General features: G+C 36.8%; 11 protein-coding genes and 2 pseudogenes. 7 read left to right on the top strand and 6 right to left on the bottom strand.

Annotated elements, in window-relative coordinates:
- Window positions 1-762: 762 nt before the first annotated feature.
- Genes KT990_RS06330 through KT990_RS06310 form a run of 5 tightly spaced genes read right to left on the bottom strand, consistent with a single transcriptional unit; the run spans window position 763 to window position 4721 of the window.
- Window positions 763-2781: a hypothetical protein gene (locus KT990_RS06330; protein ID WP_218209326.1), complete on the bottom strand. Its 2019-nt coding sequence runs from the start codon at window positions 2779-2781 to the stop codon at window positions 763-765.
- A gap of 12 nt (window positions 2782-2793) precedes the next feature.
- Complete coding sequence (locus tag KT990_RS06325) at window positions 2794-3450, bottom strand: PilW family protein (protein ID WP_218209325.1); 657 nt, start codon at window positions 3448-3450, stop codon at window positions 2794-2796.
- Window positions 3447-3872: a type IV pilus modification PilV family protein gene (locus KT990_RS06320; RefSeq protein WP_171533322.1), complete on the bottom strand. Its 426-nt coding sequence runs from the start codon at window positions 3870-3872 to the stop codon at window positions 3447-3449. Before KT990_RS06320 ends, KT990_RS06325 begins: the two co-directional genes overlap by 4 nt.
- Window positions 3850-4338: a GspH/FimT family pseudopilin gene (locus KT990_RS06315; protein ID WP_218209324.1), complete on the bottom strand. Its 489-nt coding sequence runs from the start codon at window positions 4336-4338 to the stop codon at window positions 3850-3852. Before KT990_RS06315 ends, KT990_RS06320 begins: the two co-directional genes overlap by 23 nt.
- Window positions 4332-4721 (bottom strand): type IV pilin protein, encoded by a 390-nt coding sequence (locus KT990_RS06310; protein ID WP_323912909.1) that lies wholly within the window; start codon window positions 4719-4721, stop codon window positions 4332-4334. The genes KT990_RS06315 and KT990_RS06310 overlap by 7 nt, the downstream gene beginning before the upstream one ends.
- A 224-nt stretch (window positions 4722-4945) precedes the next feature.
- Here KT990_RS06310 and KT990_RS06305 point away from each other — a divergent pair.
- Window positions 4946-5206 (top strand): annotated as a pseudogene (locus KT990_RS06305) (metal/formaldehyde-sensitive transcriptional repressor).
- Between the two features lie 94 nt (window positions 5207-5300).
- Here the strand turns inward: KT990_RS06305 and KT990_RS06300 are convergent.
- Window positions 5301-7046, bottom strand: coding sequence for a hypothetical protein (locus KT990_RS06300; RefSeq protein WP_218209322.1), 1746 nt, complete (start codon window positions 7044-7046; stop codon window positions 5301-5303).
- A 645-nt stretch (window positions 7047-7691) separates the two neighbouring features.
- Here KT990_RS06300 and KT990_RS06295 point away from each other — a divergent pair.
- The 6 genes and pseudogenes from KT990_RS06295 to KT990_RS06270 all read left to right on the top strand — a co-directional run bounded on the left by KT990_RS06295 (window position 7692) and on the right by KT990_RS06270 (window position 17900).
- Complete coding sequence (locus KT990_RS06295; protein WP_218209321.1) at window positions 7692-8690, top strand: Fic family protein; 999 nt, start codon at window positions 7692-7694, stop codon at window positions 8688-8690.
- Window positions 8691-9126: 436 nt separating this feature from the next.
- Window positions 9127-10149, top strand: a pseudogene (locus tag KT990_RS06290) (tyrosine-type recombinase/integrase); the annotation flags it as partial.
- Between the two features lie 621 nt (window positions 10150-10770).
- Complete coding sequence (locus KT990_RS06285; RefSeq protein ID WP_228127733.1) at window positions 10771-12222, top strand: hypothetical protein; 1452 nt, start codon at window positions 10771-10773, stop codon at window positions 12220-12222.
- Complete coding sequence (locus KT990_RS06280) at window positions 12219-13682, top strand: hypothetical protein (RefSeq protein ID WP_005096117.1); 1464 nt, start codon at window positions 12219-12221, stop codon at window positions 13680-13682. The genes KT990_RS06285 and KT990_RS06280 overlap by 4 nt, the downstream gene beginning before the upstream one ends.
- 32 nt (window positions 13683-13714) lie before the next feature.
- Window positions 13715-14125 (top strand): hypothetical protein, encoded by a 411-nt coding sequence (locus KT990_RS06275; protein WP_005096118.1) that lies wholly within the window; start codon window positions 13715-13717, stop codon window positions 14123-14125.
- 52 nt (window positions 14126-14177) lie between these two features.
- A complete protein-coding gene (locus KT990_RS06270) occupies window positions 14178-17900 on the top strand; it encodes a tubulin-like doman-containing protein (protein ID WP_005096121.1) in 3723 nt (1240 codons plus the stop codon).
- Window positions 17901-17966 lie beyond the last annotated feature (66 nt).

The raw sequence follows: 17966 nt of genomic DNA, 5'->3' as shown, positions 1-17966 counted from the left end.
GGTATGAGGTTTACCGCTTCGGTGGTGCGGAGTTCTATAATGATCAAAATACACCCGGAGATAATGCGGTATCAGTTGTAAAAGATTTCTTTACAGCATTGTTTAAGCAACATGAAATTCTTTAATTTTTAAAACACAAAAATTCTAGTTATATCTATATGATTTTTAATTATTATTTTATCACCTAGGCGTTGGTAGGCTAATTTCAATGAATAAGTATTTAACGCTTGTAGGCTGATAAGTAATTGATTAATCTTATTTTTAGCAAGTAGTCTTTAGTGATGTTTTGCTTTTGCTAATATCTGGTATATGTCGGTTGAACTTGCTTATGTTTCGAGAGCGGAGGAAACAGCCTAATTTTTTAGGCAAGTAAAATATACAAGTCAAAAATCCTTTTCAGTTGCGTTTCTCTTGTACGCAGGCGATACAAAATATGAAGCCCATAACTTACGTTATGGGCTTCATAAATTTATGATAATTGGGTAAATTATGGGTAAAAGTTGAATAATGAAAAACAATTACTATCTATAGGAATTCATAATAGATCGTCAGTTAAGCTGCCACCATCTCAGAAATCATTTTAACTTTAATTGATCAGCGATATCGTATTTAACGAGATACTTACCTTTAATTTATAAAAAAGAAAATACAAAAAAATTATTTACAGGTCCAAAAAATGGCAACCGTGCTACCATTTTTTGAGAAATCTAGTTACCTAAATGTTATCTTAAACTTCTGTATATTCTAGCAATGGCTTTCCTCTCAAATATATCTAGCCCATTTGATTCTAACCCTTTGAGTTGTGGTCTCGTCTTCTACTTCTTCTTGATCTTCTTTACCTGGCACACTAATAGTCGTATCCGTACTGGTTGTACCATTAAAATCAATAGTGGTTGACCCACTCATTTTAGATTGATTATTTGCTCCTAGAGCAGCAGCCAGGATGGAACCTTTGATAACTGTTTGTCCTGATGTATCTAAACTATTGCCAGCTATAATATTTCCTTCAATTGATGCCTGAGCTGTTACTTTAATATTGCCGCCAACATAACTCGCACTACATGTTTCTAAAGAGCTTGCATCAGTACAAGAACCTGCAATTAATGCGATATTGCCTATACTCGCTAAACTTAGACTACTTTGTGAACTGCATAAATTTTGTGGCCTTGAAAAATAATTTGAACCACAAACTACTGGTGCACCTGCGTAGTTAGGGGCTTTTAGAGTAATACTTCCACCATATCTGATGTCACCAGTAGAAATAATAGTATTGGCATAATTACCCATACTCAAATTAACTGATGTACCTTTAAATAACAAAACCCCACTAGCAATCGAAGTTTCTGTATTTTGTGTATCTTTTAGTGTCCACACACCATTTGAATATGTGATAATTTCATTTACCCAGCCATATTTTTTTGCAAAATTACCAACAACAGTACTTGTACAGAAATTATTAGCATCTACGTTCTTACATAAATAGCCCCATGATTGGGAATAGTTAATATTTACTTTTCCAAGATGGTAATTCCCTTCACTAATACCTTCAACATTACGAACATAGACCATAATTTGATTGTTGTTATTAACACTAAATACATAGTTAGCCTGTTCTTCATAGTCTAGTGCATTAATGAGCGGCTTTTGGGCCATTGTAACTGTGACTAGAGCGCCAGTTGGAAATGCTACTTTCGTGCCAGCGGTCAAATAAGTAAATTTCCCAGATTTATCATCAGGACAAGACTTAAAACCAACTGCAGATATCTGTTTATAGTTGTTCCAATTTTTACTTACACAATTGAATATATTTCCACTTTTAGCTACAACTATTTCATTCCAAACATTATATTCAATATCTGAATTCGCTAATGCATTTGAAATAGTTCCATTTTTAACGGTGATTTTATTTCCTGCCGTTGCTTTAGTAATATTGGCATTTCCATTAACTGAAAGAGAAGCTTTAGTATCAATACTATTAAAGTTTCCGCTACTACCAATGCTTACATCTTCATCAGCATAAATATCATTAACAGCTACACTACCAGTTGTTGTTACCTTACCTTTAGCAGAAACTAGAGAGGCTGTTCCGCTAGCTTTTAAAGTAACATTACCATTTGAATAAATATTTTCTAACCCTGTGATTCCTCCACCAGCGATATCAACATCCCCTAACACTTTGAGCTCTTTAATTCCTGATAATCCTGAACCTGTTCGAAAGTCTCCAGCAACATTTACTACAGCGCGATCCCCAGCATTTGAGAAACTAATACCACCATTTGCATCAAGATCTCCATAAAAATTCATTGCACTTGGGAATGAAATGGTATTTCCAGTATCTGAATCTTCTGTAGAGGATTCTGGAACTAAGGAAACCTCATAAACAGTTTGTATAGTTGAAGATGCATCTGAGGAGGTACTTATATTTTGAATATTTGCAGTCACACGGTATTGCTCAGCATCAGTAACTGTTTGGATAGCGATATTACTTACTTTTAGTTCACGTCCATCTTGGACATTAAGAGTTAAATTTTGTCCATCTAATGATAAGATACCTGCAGCATCAAGACGATTTAAGTACTTTCTAAAAATTTCTACACCCGTCCATGCCCCGGATTGAGCATTAGTTAAAGCATGACTTGAAATTAAACTTTTTTGAGAGGTGTTAATATAATAAGCTGTTCCTAATGCCGAAGCAGCAACAGCCAATCCAACAAGTAGAACTACGAGAACCGTCGCAAAGCCACGTTGTGTATGTGGAATCAGTTTATTTTCTATTGTCATAAGATTTCCCCATTAAGACTGAATGTTTAAAAGACAAACAGGAACTTGAACTGATTCTAATCCTGCATTTTTTTGAGTACTTGTTTTTGCAGAAATAATAATCAAAGGGTGCTGGGGACTTTCTTCTACTGTTCCTGCTCCAAAGGGAGTGCAGGTAGATGTTGTTTGGTTGAATGTGATCTGCTTAGGATTTGATTTGTCAGTAGAATAATCTTCTAAATGGGCCAAGGTACTTTTTACTTTCCACTTAAATGAACCTAAATTTAGTGTTTCATTACACGGAGCATCACTATCATTTTCAAAACCTTCAAGTAAAACAAATAGTCTTTTTTTATTATCTGAACTTTCAGTATCAGCAAGTCCTTGGCAAATCATCTGGGTGCCATTCTTATAACGCCATAACACAGCTGACATATTTTTTGATCCAACTTGAATGGTTGTAGTTAATAGATTATTAGAGCCGTATAAGCCAAAACCTGCATTTTGCAAAAACATCTGTGCTGTAGTTAGGCCAGCTTGTAACTGTGTATCATGAGTTGCTGCAATACGAGACTCAACACCAGTTTTAACTATCGTGCGATAAGAACTGAGTAGGGCAAGGATACATAGCATTGCAATCAATAAACCTACTAATAAGCTGATTAATGTTGTGCCTGATTGATACTTCATTTTAGTGCCTCTCCCACAGTAACTTTCCCACCTAAAGAAGCGCTTTCAATTTCAAATTTAATAGGCTGTTTTTCAGTGATTGTTTTGTTATAAGTCGGATTAGCAGCATTATTAACAGTAACTTCAATTGATTCACAAGTTACAGTTATTTCAATAGCTTCTGTTTCGTTGGGCAGAGTAATAGTGGGATGTGAAGTACCTGTACACCAAGCCTCTTTTTGTTCAACTGTCGCACTCTGTAGTTTGGTACGTAACTCATTAATTACAATGTATTGCAAATTATTTTGCTGCTGGCTTTTCAGCATCCGACCAGTGCTATATACAGCACCCAAAATTACAATGCTTGATAATGCTACTGCAATAAGAGCTTCTAATAAGCCAACACCCTTTTGGTTTGATTTAGATGAGATTATTGGTTTCATTGAGAGATCCATTACTTATCGTAAGCGATAAGTTGGTTTTACAATTTCCGGTAATTTCAGTCGTAATTTGACCGAAACTGTTAAAAGAAAAACATTTGAAATCAGTGTTGTTAGCGTTTTTTATTTCTATAGTCGAACTTAATGGGTAACTGAATACAACAGTAGTAGTACAACTGGCTGATTCTGTTGCTGTAGCTTTATGTACAGAAAGTTCATTCTTATTTTGATCAAAACAAATTTGACTGGCAGCGTCATCTGAATTTTGAGAAAACTCGTTCCGAATAGCTGTTGACCTGGCTAAACTCATCGCACTTTTTAAAGACATTGTAGCCTTATCTAGTTCTGCTTGTTTTGACCATAAAGCTGTTAATGAAGTTCCAGTTACGACTAAGATAGCTAATATCGTGATTGTAATCATAAGCTCCATAAGGCTTACACCACGTTCTTTTAGCTTAAAACTTACCATGTGGTTTTACCATCACAGCTAGTTGTTGCAGTTCTCAAATTGGTATTTGATAGTTTTAAAATACATCCCTTAAGATTGTTAGAATCTTTCGCAGTTGCTTTTAATTCATAACCTTTTCCACTATCTACTTTGGTGCTAGAGAATTCAAAAATATCTATTTTACTTGCAGACCATTGCGGGAACGCAGTGGAAGCACTAAGTGCGCTTGTAGTTGTATAGTCCTGATTAGGATAAGATAAATTACGTTGATAGTAATTTTCAAAGACTAAGCTCAAAGCAACTAGGTCTGTCTGAGCAGCTTTAATGTTAGCCCTTTTAATATAATTTTGGTATGAAGGGAGGGCAATTGCGGCCAAGATTGCCACAATTGCGATAGTCGCCATGAGCTCTATAAGTGTAAAACCCTTAAATTTATTATACATGAGAGGTAGATATACAAATTTTAATAAATAGTGAAAATTATCACACTTATTATTCAATATTTCAATTAAAATAGGTTGATTCTATCAAACCCATCGTAGGGTTTAAAAGATCAGATGTTATTAGTCATTATAAGAGAAATGAAATATTTTCAATCTCAATACATTAAAAATTGCAGAGCAAAGCCATGGGTCATTTATATAGTGACAAAAAAGTTTTACATAGAATTCGAAGATTACAGGGGCAGATTAATGCTATTCATAATGCAGTCACGGATAGAGATGTACCTTGTATAGCAATATTACAGCAAGTAGCTGCTATTAAAGGGGCGCTCAATGGTCTTATGAATGAGTTAATAGAATAGCATTTAAAGACTCATGTGCTAGAAGGTGAATATAATCAAGAAGAATTAGAAAAATTCTTGGAAATATTAAAAAAGTATAGTTAATTTTTTTCTAATTCCTTATACATTATTGAGAAAAATCTATTGATTGGGTAACCACTAACTTTGTTAGCTACTCAGGTTGCTAATTGAACAGGCTCTAAGTCTTCTGTGAAATTCCCCAGCTTTTCGCAGACAGCATAAATTCATAGTTTAAAGCCAAGAGCATGCTCTGCATATTGAAGCTATTACGCTCTTCAGGCAGCTGTAACAGCAGCGGTAAACGTGTCACCCCATTTTCACCATTGGCAAAGGCATAATGGCGCATTTTGGAGCCCACCGGAATTAAATTTTTTGCTTCTAAATACACACTTACCTGAGTGGTCTGTTTTTGAAGAGCAATAATTCTGAGATAGCAACGATCTCGAACATCAATAATATTCTGTTTTAATTCATTGATCTTAAATTCATGATTTTCAGGATTTTTAAAGAGCCGTTTAATGAAACTGGCATTTTGTTTATTTTGCGTTTCACGTTCTAATTGGCGTATGTGTTGCTGGATTTGACGAGTTTGCTCAATCGCATCATTGAGCAATTCTCTCATTTCCTGAGTGGGTGCTGAAACCTCTTGCACATGTTGCTGATAGTGAAACTCATCATGAAAGAGTACAAAAATTTGTGCTCGTCGCTGTTCCAATAATTTTAAATAGGCAATTAACCGATATTTAAACAGGCGTGCATGGGGATTAAACTGCAGAATCGGCTCCTGCGATAAAATTTCAAGTTGATGTAGAAATTCATTGATTAATCTTAAAATATTTAAATAACAAAATTCTAATTCATCAGTATGTTGAACGCTGTTTTTTAATCCTTTTAGGAAAGGTTCGAGAATATTTAAGGATAAATCTTTCTCTAAAATTTCTAGATGTTCTTTGACCAAATGCTCGATGGAAAAACTTTGGATATTTAAGATTTCTTTCAAACTCGGGATGAGCCGTTGATGGTTATACTCGTGTAGCGATTCAACTAGCTCTACAATATGTGGATTCATTTGGCTCTGAATGCCAATAATTCGGGTCATGAGCTGTTTGAAATTTTCAAAATAATTTGCTTGATTAAGCTGTTGCGGATCCAGAACCAAACCACTGATATAGAACCGGTCCTCTTTACCAAAGCTTTCTTCGGTTAAAAAGCGGCGAATTGAATAAGCGGAAATTGAACTGTTATAAGAGCTGCTCAGGACAAAATAATATTGAAAGGTTTTGATAATTTCAAAATCACGCACCTGTTGTTCACTAATAAAATAATCCTGAAAAATGGTCAGTTCCTGATCAGCATATTCACTCGGTAAAATATGGGCAAACCAGCTTCCCAAAATTTCACTTTTCATGAAGACTTCAAAGATAAAGGTACGGACTTGCTCAATATTCAAGTGACGGTGATTTTCAGAAACAGAAAAATTTAATTCTCGAATGATGAGGGCTGTATCATACAGAAATGCTTTTTTGATCAGTTGTTGGGCTTGAATGTCTTTTGGATTGTCCAAATCGATTTGATTGATCTCACGAACAATAGTTTCTAAGTAATCGGCAATCTGGAAGTCAGTTTGATAGCTTTGTAGATAGCTAAAGGTTGTATTAATTCTGTGCGCAAGTTGTAGTAACTCGAAATTTTGCGTGTTGAGCTGAAGTTCTTTGAGGCTGATATGGCCTTTAAACTCAAAAGTTTGGTTCAGGTAATTCCACGATATATATTTTGCTTTTAGATACTGGTCTTCTATTTTTTGATGTAGTGCTTGTGGTGTCGTAGATAGAATAGAATCCAGTTGTTGCTGCCAATGTTTATCAAGAATAGGGTCGATTTGTTTTAACTGTACCCTAAGATGATAAGGAATATATGTCTGCATGGAGATCTAAAACCATTGTAGTGAATTCAAACTTTTAATGAGAAAAGCTATGTGATTTATATCACAAAAACAAATATAAGTTAGCCCTATTGCATGAAAATACTCTGTATAAGTTGTATAAGTTGTATATTTTGTTAGCCATAGTGGGCTGAAACCATGTTGCGGTGAAAATGTTTTGGACTATAAATTTGATTGAATGTCCAAGATGAATGGAGAGGGCTACAACTCCTACAAAACTGTATGAGCGGTGCATTCGATCAATGCTTCGTTTTTCCTATAAGCCATTCACTGATCAATAGCTTCATAGTAAGCCAATCGATTTTCTACAGTAATCACACAAAGCGGATAGCCAGCTTTCATTAATTTTAAATTCATGAGTAGGTGAGAGGTACAGTCATTCCTATTTATGAATGAATGCCAATTTTTTAAGCCTATCAATAACTTTGAACAATGCAATTTCCTGCCTATATTTAAAATATAGATAAAGCAAAGCAGAATTTTAAAAAATAACTGATTAGTTATCACACTGTTTCAGGATAGAAAAAAACAGCATGCTTGTAGTAGGTATTACTCACTAAGCTATGAAATATTAATATTTTAGAGTTTAATCAACTGTGCTTTGTTTTTACATCAATTAGGAATGGCATGAAATATCAACCGCCTTATACGATCACCTCTAAAATTATTCACTTGATTGCACAAATTAGTGAATCAATAGGGCGTTTGACTGCATTAACCCAAATCCAAGATAGCCTTCAATTGCGAAAAGCTAATCGTATTCGAACGATTCAAGGGTCTTTAGCAATTGAAGGGAATACCTTGAGTACAGAGCAAATCACAGCGATCCTGAATGGCAAGACCATTATCGCTCCACCTAAAGAAGTTCAAGAGGTACGTAATGCCCTAAAGGCATATGAAGAAATTCAAGATTGGAATCCTGATCAAGAATCTCATTTGCTGAAAGCACATCAAATATTGATGACAGGACTGATTGATGAGGTTGGACAGTACCGCCATGGTGGGGTTGGTGTGATGTCAGGGGATCGAGTCGTGCATATGGCTCCGCCTGCAAATCAAGTCCACCGTTTAATGGGAGAGTTATTGCAGTGGTTGGATGAAGGCAATGAGCACCCATTAATTCAGAGTTCAGTATTTCATTATGAGTTTGAGTTTATACACCCATTTGCTGATGGCAATGGGCGTATGGGGCGTTTATGGCAAACTTTAATCTTAAGCCAGTGGAATCCAATTTTTCTCAATATCCCTGTAGAAAGCTTGATTTATCAAAACCAAAAAGCTTATTACGATGCATTGCAAGCGAGCACAGATCGTTCAGATTCTGCACCTTTTATTGAGTTTATTTTGCAGATGATTCTAGATGCAATTCTCAGTTCCGATGCCAGCGATCAAGATACCGCTCAAGCTAGCGTACAAGTTAGCGATCAAGTTAAACGTCTCATCCAGAATATGGAGCAGAAGGAATATAGCTTAACTGAGCTGATGGCTCTTTTAGACTTGTCCCACCGAGCAACATTCCAAAAAAATTATTTAACTCCAGCATTAGAAGCAGGTGTGGTTGAACGCACCCTTCCTGATAAGCCTAAGAGTCCTAAGCAAAAATACAAATTAAAAATTGAGTCATAATGAGGTTAAGGTGATTATTAATATCACAAGGAATTAATTGTAACGTTATAACATTGCAATTATTTTTCAGTATAATGTTCTGCTATAATGCTGTACGCCATTTCAAATCCTGAATTCGGATTTGAACAGGATTTTAAAGTGATTCAATGCACTAAATCTAATTTGGGTCAAAATTGGGTCAATTAATATTTATATTTATAAAATTGTGTTTAAAATGAATGGGTTGGTTTTTGAGTTCAATTGACGCCACCTCCACCAAATTTATAAATTCACATGACGTTATATAATGACTTATGAATTGGAAAGCCCAGATCTATAAAGGATTCAGGGCTTTTTTTACGGGTACTTATAACGAATTATAAATATCTATAGCATTGCTTATCATGTATCACACTTTGTGTCATTCAATAATTATTGAAACCGCAGTGATACAAAAATGAAAAGATCCGATATTAAAAAGTGGCCGCTATCAGATACCATATTAGCTAATCTGGAACCTGAATCAAAAGAGTATCGGGAGCTGGACGGCGAAGGCTTATATTCCCGTGTAAAGCCTGATAGTAAAAAAGCGTGGTTATTCAGATACAAGAAGGCAAATGGCAAATGGTCGCGGCTTGGCATCGGTACGTATCCTGAATTGTCGGGAGCTGGCGCACGTAAAAAGGCCAGAGAAATCATTAAGGATATTTCACACGGCGATAATCCAATCATCACCAAGCAAGAACGTAAACGGCAAGAACTAGAACAGCACAATGCCACCTTTGAAGTTCTGGCCCGTGAATGGTTAGACACCAAAGCGAATACTTGGGTGCAGGACACGATGACCAGAAATAAAAGTGCATTGGAAAAACATGTATTTTCTGTTTTTGGCAAACGCTTGTACACCAGCATAAAACCGATTGAATGGATGAATCATTTAAAAGGTATTCAGCAGAAGCAGGATATATATGAACAGGTGAACCGAGTTCGTGCTATGTGTCGTGATATATACGATTTTGCCAAAGTAACTGGGAGAATGGATTACAACCTGGTGGAAGGCATCCGAAAATACCTACAACAAGGCAAAAAAGAAAATATGGCTCATGTGACTGAGCAGGAGTTACCAGCACTACTAAGAGCAATCAATAATTATCCAACTATAGATGTTCGGATGGGATTGCAGCTTTTAGCAATGTTATTTTGCCGACCTACTGAGTTAAGGGGAGCTAAATGGGAGGAGTTCGACCTTGAACAAGGGCTATGGAATATCCCAGAGCACCGTATGAAGAAACGGCGTGAGCATGTTGTGCCTTTATCTACTCAAGCAGTGACGATATTAAAAGAATTGCAGACCTACCAAACCAATTCAGATTATTTATTTCCGAGCAGATCGGATAAGAATAAGCCTAAATCAGACACCGTTTTTATTATGGCTTTGCGCCGTATGGGATATGAAGGCAGGCAGACACCACACGGATTTTCTTTTTCAAATTCATAATTATATCTGATAGATAGAAAAGTCATCCGCAACTGTTTGAGGCAGGACTAGATTTAAAAATGATTGTTTCTGCGACAAATTTACTAGTCGATGGTGGCTGACGAGTTTTGCGGATGACAAATGCCTTTGGTTACTTTGGGCGAAACCAAAGTAACAAATAATTTACAAGAATTTGATTTATAACATTAATACTCCGCCTTGAATGACTAAAAAATTAAAGAGTCTATTTCTAAACTCCTTAACTGATCAGCATTACCTAATATTAATGGTTTTTTATGTGAGATCTATATCTCACTATGTGCATATAAATTGAGCCACTGAAATCATTCAGCAATTCAGATTATGGAGTCATTGGCTTAAACATGATTCATGTAATGATGATTATTTTGACTAAATCGTTATATGGGAAAATTCAAATAAAACATGAAACAATTTGTTAGTTTTTGTTAAATAATATTTGTCCATTGTTAAGGTTATATTAACTATCTAATTTTATTAAAAAAAAATCAAATAAATAGTTTGAAAGTAAAAAAAACTGTCTAGAATGTTGCAAAAGAAACTCAAAATATGGGGTGTGTCTTGATTCATAATCAGGATAAAGTAGTGTGGAATTTAGCATCCGGAACTTGGGTTCAAGATGACAAAGTCGGTTATACCTTAAAAAATACGCCGAATTTAAGAATTGCAGATCATGTGAATCCTCACTTTGTTAAGCAATTACTTAATTTGCCAAGTTTGGGTGCGAAAATGTATCCTTCTGAATTTTTGTATGATCCTGAAACGGGTAAGCGTCTAGAAAAAGCAAAAATCAATTCAGATTCATATTGGCTTGCACCTTATGGGCAAAGTTTACATTATGATGATGGTCGTCAATATGTGGATAATCACGGCTTGCAATTGAGTAGCCAACTCAAAGAATTAGAACGTAAACCTGATGTCAGTAATGATGCGCTACTGAAAATTAAAATGCCGCCAAGAGGAATTTTTGAATTTGTGTCTATTAAAACAGGTACAGATATTCCTCAGCTAATAGCATTGAATAAAGTAAATGGAAGTCTATCAATTTGGAGCCAATATAATAATGAATGGCTAGATTTAAGTAATCAAGGTCCGCGTTTAGAGCGCTGCCCAGAACCAATAGAAGAATATTTACACCTTTTAGGTGTTATGAGTGCAGATGGAACACCTCATTTATATATTCCGACTAAAGCTGGTTTGGCACGAGTTATTATTGATGGGTTATCGTTGAGATATCAGACGCAGTATGTGACTGAACATAATCCATGTTTGGGTATGCCTGTATATTGGAATAAAAAAATATTACAACCAATGTTGATCAATAATCAGCTGCAGGTTGTTGATGTACTTACTCGGCAGACATCAGTAGTAGTAAATAATCCAGCATCAGAAATTTATTTTGAAAAAGTAGTGTATGACAATAGACGTATTATTTGGATTGGTAAATCAGGCCAGTTGATTTTAAAATTTGAGGGGCTTGATAATCAAGAGCTAAGGGTCGTTTACGAGATGTGGATACCAGGATATAAGCCTGATTTTCGTTTTGGCGCACCTTATGATGATAGAAAAGGTAATTTCTACCAATTCTGTACAAGTCAGAATGCTGAGAAAGGACCTTGGTGTTATATCGAGCTCGATGCAGAAAAACCACATGTACAACCTTCTTTATTTCGTTTTACCACTGGCTTTTCAAAATTCTACCTGGGTGACAAACTTGACGTAAAAGATATTTGGAAAGAAAAAGTTGGTGTTGAACCAACACATCGTTTTACGGTTCCACTTATTGAGGATGAAAAGCACCAACTAATTTTAGGTTTTAGTTTTGATACAGATACAAATATAGGTATTGAGCAGAAACTTGCAGATGAGTCTAAACAGGATATTATGCTATTTATAGATACGCATGATGGGCTCATAGATTTTCATCGTGTTCAAGTTGAAAAGCCGTTGCAGTCAAGATTCTTTATTCATCAAAACATTTTGTATTTTTATAACCCTAGCTTAACTGAAATCTTAGGCTGGGAGCTTGCTGCATGAAGAAAATAGGATTAATGGCTTTAGTTAGCCTTATATCATCTTTGACTTGTGCAGGACAACATGCATTTTTAGTCCAAAACTCTGGTTGGATGGAACCCTTTTACCAAGATCAAAACTCGCAATTAAAACCACTTGTAAATGCTGTGGTTCAAACCGTCACGCAACCGAGTGACACTATTGCGGTAGCAATGTTTAACCAAAGCAATGCTGTGTCTAAATCACCTACGGTGATTTATCAAGGCGCCGGTAAACAAAATATTAGTCAGCAATTAAGCCAACAGAGCATCGCGAAAAAATCTGATAAAGCCTATGCAGATACCGATTTTAAAGAAGCTGTCGTTGCCACGATTACAGGTCCATTTGCGAAAAAGTCAGGCATTATTTGGATTTTTACTAACAATAAAAATAGTCCAAATAATGATGCGGCTACGGCTGAGCGCAATAAAGAATTCTATGAGCTGGTACATTTAGATCCTGCCATTAACAAAGTTATGGCATATCCATTAAAAATGCCTGTGCAAGGACAACATTTTAATGCATCTGGCTTAATGGTTTATGCCCTGGCTTATGGTGATCAGGCTGAAACTGAATTAAATCATTTGGTTCAATCAGGTCAAATGGAAAAGGTCTTCACCCAGCAACCTGCATTGTTAAAACCTTTAGACAAAGAACCAGTTCAACTCATTCCAACAGGTGTGAAAAACTCGTCTACGATTCATGCTTCTTTAGCATCTGATCAAAAAACCTTGGTTTTTAATTTAGAACCTAAAGATGTTATTCCTGAACTGAAGCTAACAGCAGATCTAAAAAACAAATTTTATCCTTACAACATTGCTGCAACACGCGTTGAAGCAAAGTTGAGATTGGCCAATGGTATGCAAGCACCGATTCAGATTTCTGAATCAGATATTCGTTTGATGACCAAAGACAACACGAAGCTAGAATTTCAAGTGCCAATTCCTTCGCATTTAATTGTGTCTCCATGGTCTTGGGAAGTGTTTAAGGCAATGGGTAAGGCAGTTACGATTCCTGCCAATATTGACGTGACTCTGTATGAGCAGAAGCTGAGCTTATCTGAAGATTTTAAACAGAATTTGCAAAATTTATTTCCTGGTGACCCCTTATCGGATGTCTTTGTTGCACCACAAAGTATTCAGTCTTCCACAGCCACAATTCCTGTGCAATTCCGTTTGCAATATCCATTATGGCCAGTTGTAGTCATGATTGCAGGGGTTTTATTGGCACTTGTATTCGGCATTTTGGCTTTGGCATTGAGTTCAAAACGTAAAAAATACGATGTTTGGGTTAATGGCTTGAAAAAACAAACCATCCAATTAAAACCATTTTCCAAGATGAGTGTTTATGGTGATTCAGGGGAAGAAATTGCGATTGTGAAACGTGGTATTTCAGACGCATCTGTTCAAGTTATAGATAAAAAATTTAGTGTAATACTTCGTTAAATAGTAAGTTTAATAAACATCCAGGGGGATATATGTCAGAGTCAAATACAAATAACGGTTTTGTTTTACCAACAGCAGATGAACAAGCTCAAACTGAAACAGCTACAGTAGCGCAAACTGTTCAAGCAGTGAATGTTCCAACAGTTCAAGAAGAAACTGGTTCTCGCGATCTCATGATTGCTGGAGGAATTATCGTTGTTCTTCTCATCGCTTTCTTTTTTGCAAAACGTGGTTTCAGCAATAGTTTGGTAAAAAAACGTATTTCTCCGAGCAAAGCAAGTATGGCAGGTTGGTGGTTATTTATTTTCCTTGCTGCAGTTGCCATTGGTGCAGTCTTGGCAGCAGTCAATCCAGTGAAATTCTTATCTCTGCTTATTTTGGGGCCATTAGGTGTTGTTGCATTGCTAAGTGCTGTCCTGGCATTCACATCAAGCCGTGCTTAAGCACTGAATATAAGTTAAGTAATTAAAAAATAAGCAAAAATAGGGGAAGAAAATGACGGACACGCAAAATGTCAACACAGGCACTGCAGCCAAAGCAGCAGAGCAGACCGTAAAACTCCGCCCAACACTTTATATTGGTGTCGGTGGTACAGGTATGGAAGTGATGATGCGTGTACGTCGTCGTATTCTAAATGCAAGTTGGGGCAGTGATAATGTTCGCTTAGAAAACTTATCACAGTTTCCAATTGCACAATTTATGCATTTTGACTTAGATCAGGGTGCAATTATTGATAGTGGCCGTGCACAAACTGAAGATTTGCAATATAACTTAGTCAAGTTTACGGATGATGAAAAAATTGTAGAGTCTTTTGATATTGAGAAATATAGCCGTGATGATGCATCACTGAGTCGTTATCCTCATATTCAAAATTGGTTACCGTTAACACCGAGAAAAATTCGTGAATTAGGCATTGATCCTGCAAAAGGTGCGGGACAGATTCGATCTGTATCACGTTTATATTTCTTTGATAAATATCCAAAAACACGTGACAAAATTCGCTCAAAATTAAATACATTAAAAGCAGGTTTATCACGCGATGACATGCTGAGAAAATTAAATCTACAGCTGGATACAAGTAAATTCCGTATCGTGGTTTTGGGTTCTGTGGCGGGTGGTACAGGATCAGGTTCATTTTTGGATATGGGGTGGTTATCTAAATGGGTAGCAAGCAACGAAGTTGAAGCTGCTGATGTAGAGTTGATGTTGTTCTTACCGACGGGTTATTCAAGTGCCAATAAAGCACGTACTGAGGCCAATGCTTATGCAGCGTTGATGGAAGTTGAATCTGCAATGGTTGGGCATTCAAAGTATGTTGAAAAATGGGATGATTATGATCGTCCACAGCTTGCATCGAAGCCGTATGATGAAGTTCATTTGATTGATTCCGGTAACCTCGCACGCCAGCATACGGACAATATGAATGACGTGTATTCAATGATTGCGGATACTTTGTTTGAGGATTTTCGTTCTGCTGACTTTGCCAACCGTAAACGTTCGGTTGCAGTAAATCAACGCCAACATAAAATTCATATGTTTGCGCCACCTGTACCAACAGGTCGTTTTGGTGACATGAAATTGAATTATTCATGTGCATATTCAGCATTTGGTCAATCGACTTTGGACACACTTGGTCGTGCTCGCTATGATGAATATGCGTACAGTTTGGCAGCGGACATGCTTAAAGCCTTCTTTGGTGTAGCAAGCGCAAATCCTGCTGCTAACCGGGCGAGTGAAAAAAAGCGTGATGCATTCATGGCCGAAAATATGAATCTCAATTTGGTGCCATTTAATAATCTTCCTGAGTTTTCAGCTGCGACATTAAAAAATCCAGAAATTCGTGAACTAAATACCGAATTTATGGATTTAGAAATTGTAGATATTTTATTACGCTCAGGTCAGAACGGTGTCGAAGTAGATATCGCAGAAGAAACACGTCAGCGTGTTAGTCAGCGTATTAGTGAAATCAGTATTATTGATCGTGAACAGTGGGCAAATGAAGTCCGCAAAACAATGCAAAGCTTAATGCGTGATGTCATTCGTAATACAGATGCTATGGCAGATACAGCTGAAGACCGTGTCATGCGACGTCGAAAAGCATTGTTTGAAAGTCTCAAAAAAGATATTGAAAGCCGTTTATATTTATATTTAGATAATCACGAACAAGGTGGTTTCGAATATGTGATTTCGCTAGTCGAACAAATTAAAGACCGTATTGAAAATGCTAACTCAGGTATTACATTACAGCTCAAAAATTCAGCCAATCGTTATACTGCGATTAAAGATGCCTTATTGACTTATGAATATGAAAAGCAACTGAAAGATTTAGAAGAAACAAAGGGTAAAGGGCTTTTAGCTATATTTGGTGGTGGGAATAAAGAAGAGCAAGCTCGTGCAGTGTTGGATAACCTGCGTAAAGATATCGCAAATATTCTTTCTTTCCACCTGCGTGCAAAAGCAGCTTTAGAAGCCATTGAACTGATGCAAGATATTTCAAACTGGTTAGGTAACAGTTTGGGTGTGGATGAAAGTGGAAAAACAATTTGGAATGGTGTGATGGGTGACCTGCAAAGTGGTCAAGAGTCTGTCATAGATATGATGAAACGTCTTGATCACGATCGCGAAGTGATTCATCAACAAATTCGTACCAAGCATGCAACTTTACAAATTATTGAAACTGACGATGTAAAAGAGCGTGAAATAGATCCTCGTTTAATGTGTGAATGGGCGGCTGAAGCATTTAAGGATTTTGGTGGTTCAAAAGAGCTATTTAAAATTCTTGTTGACCCGGATCAGCAAACACCATTATTGCTTAAAATTATTCGCATGGCAGAGCGTCGTCTAGTTATTTTTGAACAAAATGATCAAGAAGAAGATGCATTGTATAAAGCACTTGAAAATATGAGTGTAGTTGAACGTCAGAATGTATTTACTGAGTGGTTACAGCGTGCCATGCCTTGGGTTGATGCCAAAATGGGCGGTGATTTCACCCCACCACCAGACCGTTTCAAATGTTTTATCGGTGTGAATGGTGCAGATCAATTTAGCAAAAAGTACAAACATGAACTGACGGGATGTATTCCAAGTGGTTTAGGCTTAAATGCTCAAGCATTGTCGATTGTCGAAACCGGAGAACCTGGTCGAGCAGTCTGCTATGTCGAGCTATCAGGTATTCCTCTTACGATTTTACGGGGTATTGAGACTTGGCGTACTAGTTACCGTAAAGAAAGTGAAAGAACACCACTACATACGCATATTGACTCAACACGATTCAAGCATCCATATGCACCAACACCTGATGAATTAAACAGCTTGGCTGATGATTTTAAATGCTACTTAAAAGCAGTGATGTTGGGTGTTTTAAAACGTTGTGACGTTCCAGGCTTGATTCCAAGTGGGCAGTATGAATTTGCGGTCGCACGTGGCGATGTGCGTCGCTTAGGCAATGAACGTGGTTTCCGTTTAAATGGTTTACCTCAGACTTACCGTGATAACATTTATGATCAAGTGCAGCAGAAATTTAAATCACTCAGTGATGCAAATTTAACAATGCTAATTGCATTAGTTGATCATTATGAACGAGAGATTTATACCCCTCGTCTTGTTCAAAATGAAACGGGTGCGCAAGTTGAACATGTCGGTTTTGCATGTGCTATTGCAAAAGAATTAAAGAAAGAGCTGATCGAATTAGCTGAGCGTAAGGAAATTCCTCAAGAATTGATCGAGCGTGCATATGAATTAACTGAATATCGCGAAGAAATGGAAAAATGGGCTGAAGTACTCAAAGATTCAGATGAAGATGCATATCAGGATGAAATTCGCGAACCAAATAAAGGTCGACGCCTGAAGTGGGTGATGAATATGTCACCAAGTATCCTACAAATACATGAACAACTTCTTGTGAAAAATAGCATGGCAGATGTAGTACCAATAGCGACATTTGCGATGCCTGGTATGACACCTCCACCTACTCCAGGCGCAATGCCACCCCCAATTTTGCAGCAACCCCAGTATCAATATCATATTGCGATCAATGGGCAAAACTTTGGACCATACCCTCATTCAAAAGTAGTTGAAATGTTGCAGCAGCAACAGATTAACTCTGCAACGATGGTATGGCGTGAAGGTTTAGCTAATTGGATCGCAATTGCCCAATGCCCTGAGCTTGCAATACCTGTGCCGCCACCAATTCCTAGTATCCCGCCAATTTTACAATAATTGCTCATGCAGTATTGTCCTTGAAAAAGGGCAATACTGCCAACGCTCAACATAAAAAAGAAGTAA

Origin of the sequence: Acinetobacter sp. F9, from assembly GCF_019195275.1 — a bacterium.
In the GTDB taxonomy this organism is placed as follows: domain Bacteria; phylum Pseudomonadota; class Gammaproteobacteria; order Pseudomonadales; family Moraxellaceae; genus Acinetobacter; species Acinetobacter pseudolwoffii.
The sequence above is the reverse complement of the archived record's forward strand: the minus strand, read 5'-3'. Positions and strand labels throughout refer to the sequence as shown.

Bases quoted from the DNA above. Each gene is read 5' to 3' on its own strand.
- KT990_RS06300 (WP_218209322.1), bottom strand. From the start codon at position 7,046: ATGCAGACATATATTCCTTATCATCTTAGGGTACAGTTAAAACAAATC.
- KT990_RS06310 (WP_323912909.1), bottom strand. From the start codon at position 4,721: ATGGCGACTATCGCAATTGTGGCAATCTTGGCCGCAATTGCCCTCCCT.
- KT990_RS06325 (WP_218209325.1), bottom strand. From the start codon at position 3,450: ATGAAGTATCAATCAGGCACAACATTAATCAGCTTATTAGTAGGTTTA.
- KT990_RS06315 (WP_218209324.1), bottom strand. From the start codon at position 4,338: ATGGTAAGTTTTAAGCTAAAAGAACGTGGTGTAAGCCTTATGGAGCTT.
- KT990_RS06295 (WP_218209321.1), top strand. From the start codon at position 7,692: ATGAAATATCAACCGCCTTATACGATCACCTCTAAAATTATTCACTTG.
- KT990_RS06275 (WP_005096118.1), top strand. From the start codon at position 13,715: ATGTCAGAGTCAAATACAAATAACGGTTTTGTTTTACCAACAGCAGAT.
- KT990_RS06330 (WP_218209326.1), bottom strand. From the start codon at position 2,781: ATGACAATAGAAAATAAACTGATTCCACATACACAACGTGGCTTTGCG.
- KT990_RS06280 (WP_005096117.1), top strand. From the start codon at position 12,219: ATGAAGAAAATAGGATTAATGGCTTTAGTTAGCCTTATATCATCTTTG.
- KT990_RS06270 (WP_005096121.1), top strand. From the start codon at position 14,178: ATGACGGACACGCAAAATGTCAACACAGGCACTGCAGCCAAAGCAGCA.
- KT990_RS06320 (WP_171533322.1), bottom strand. From the start codon at position 3,872: ATGAAACCAATAATCTCATCTAAATCAAACCAAAAGGGTGTTGGCTTA.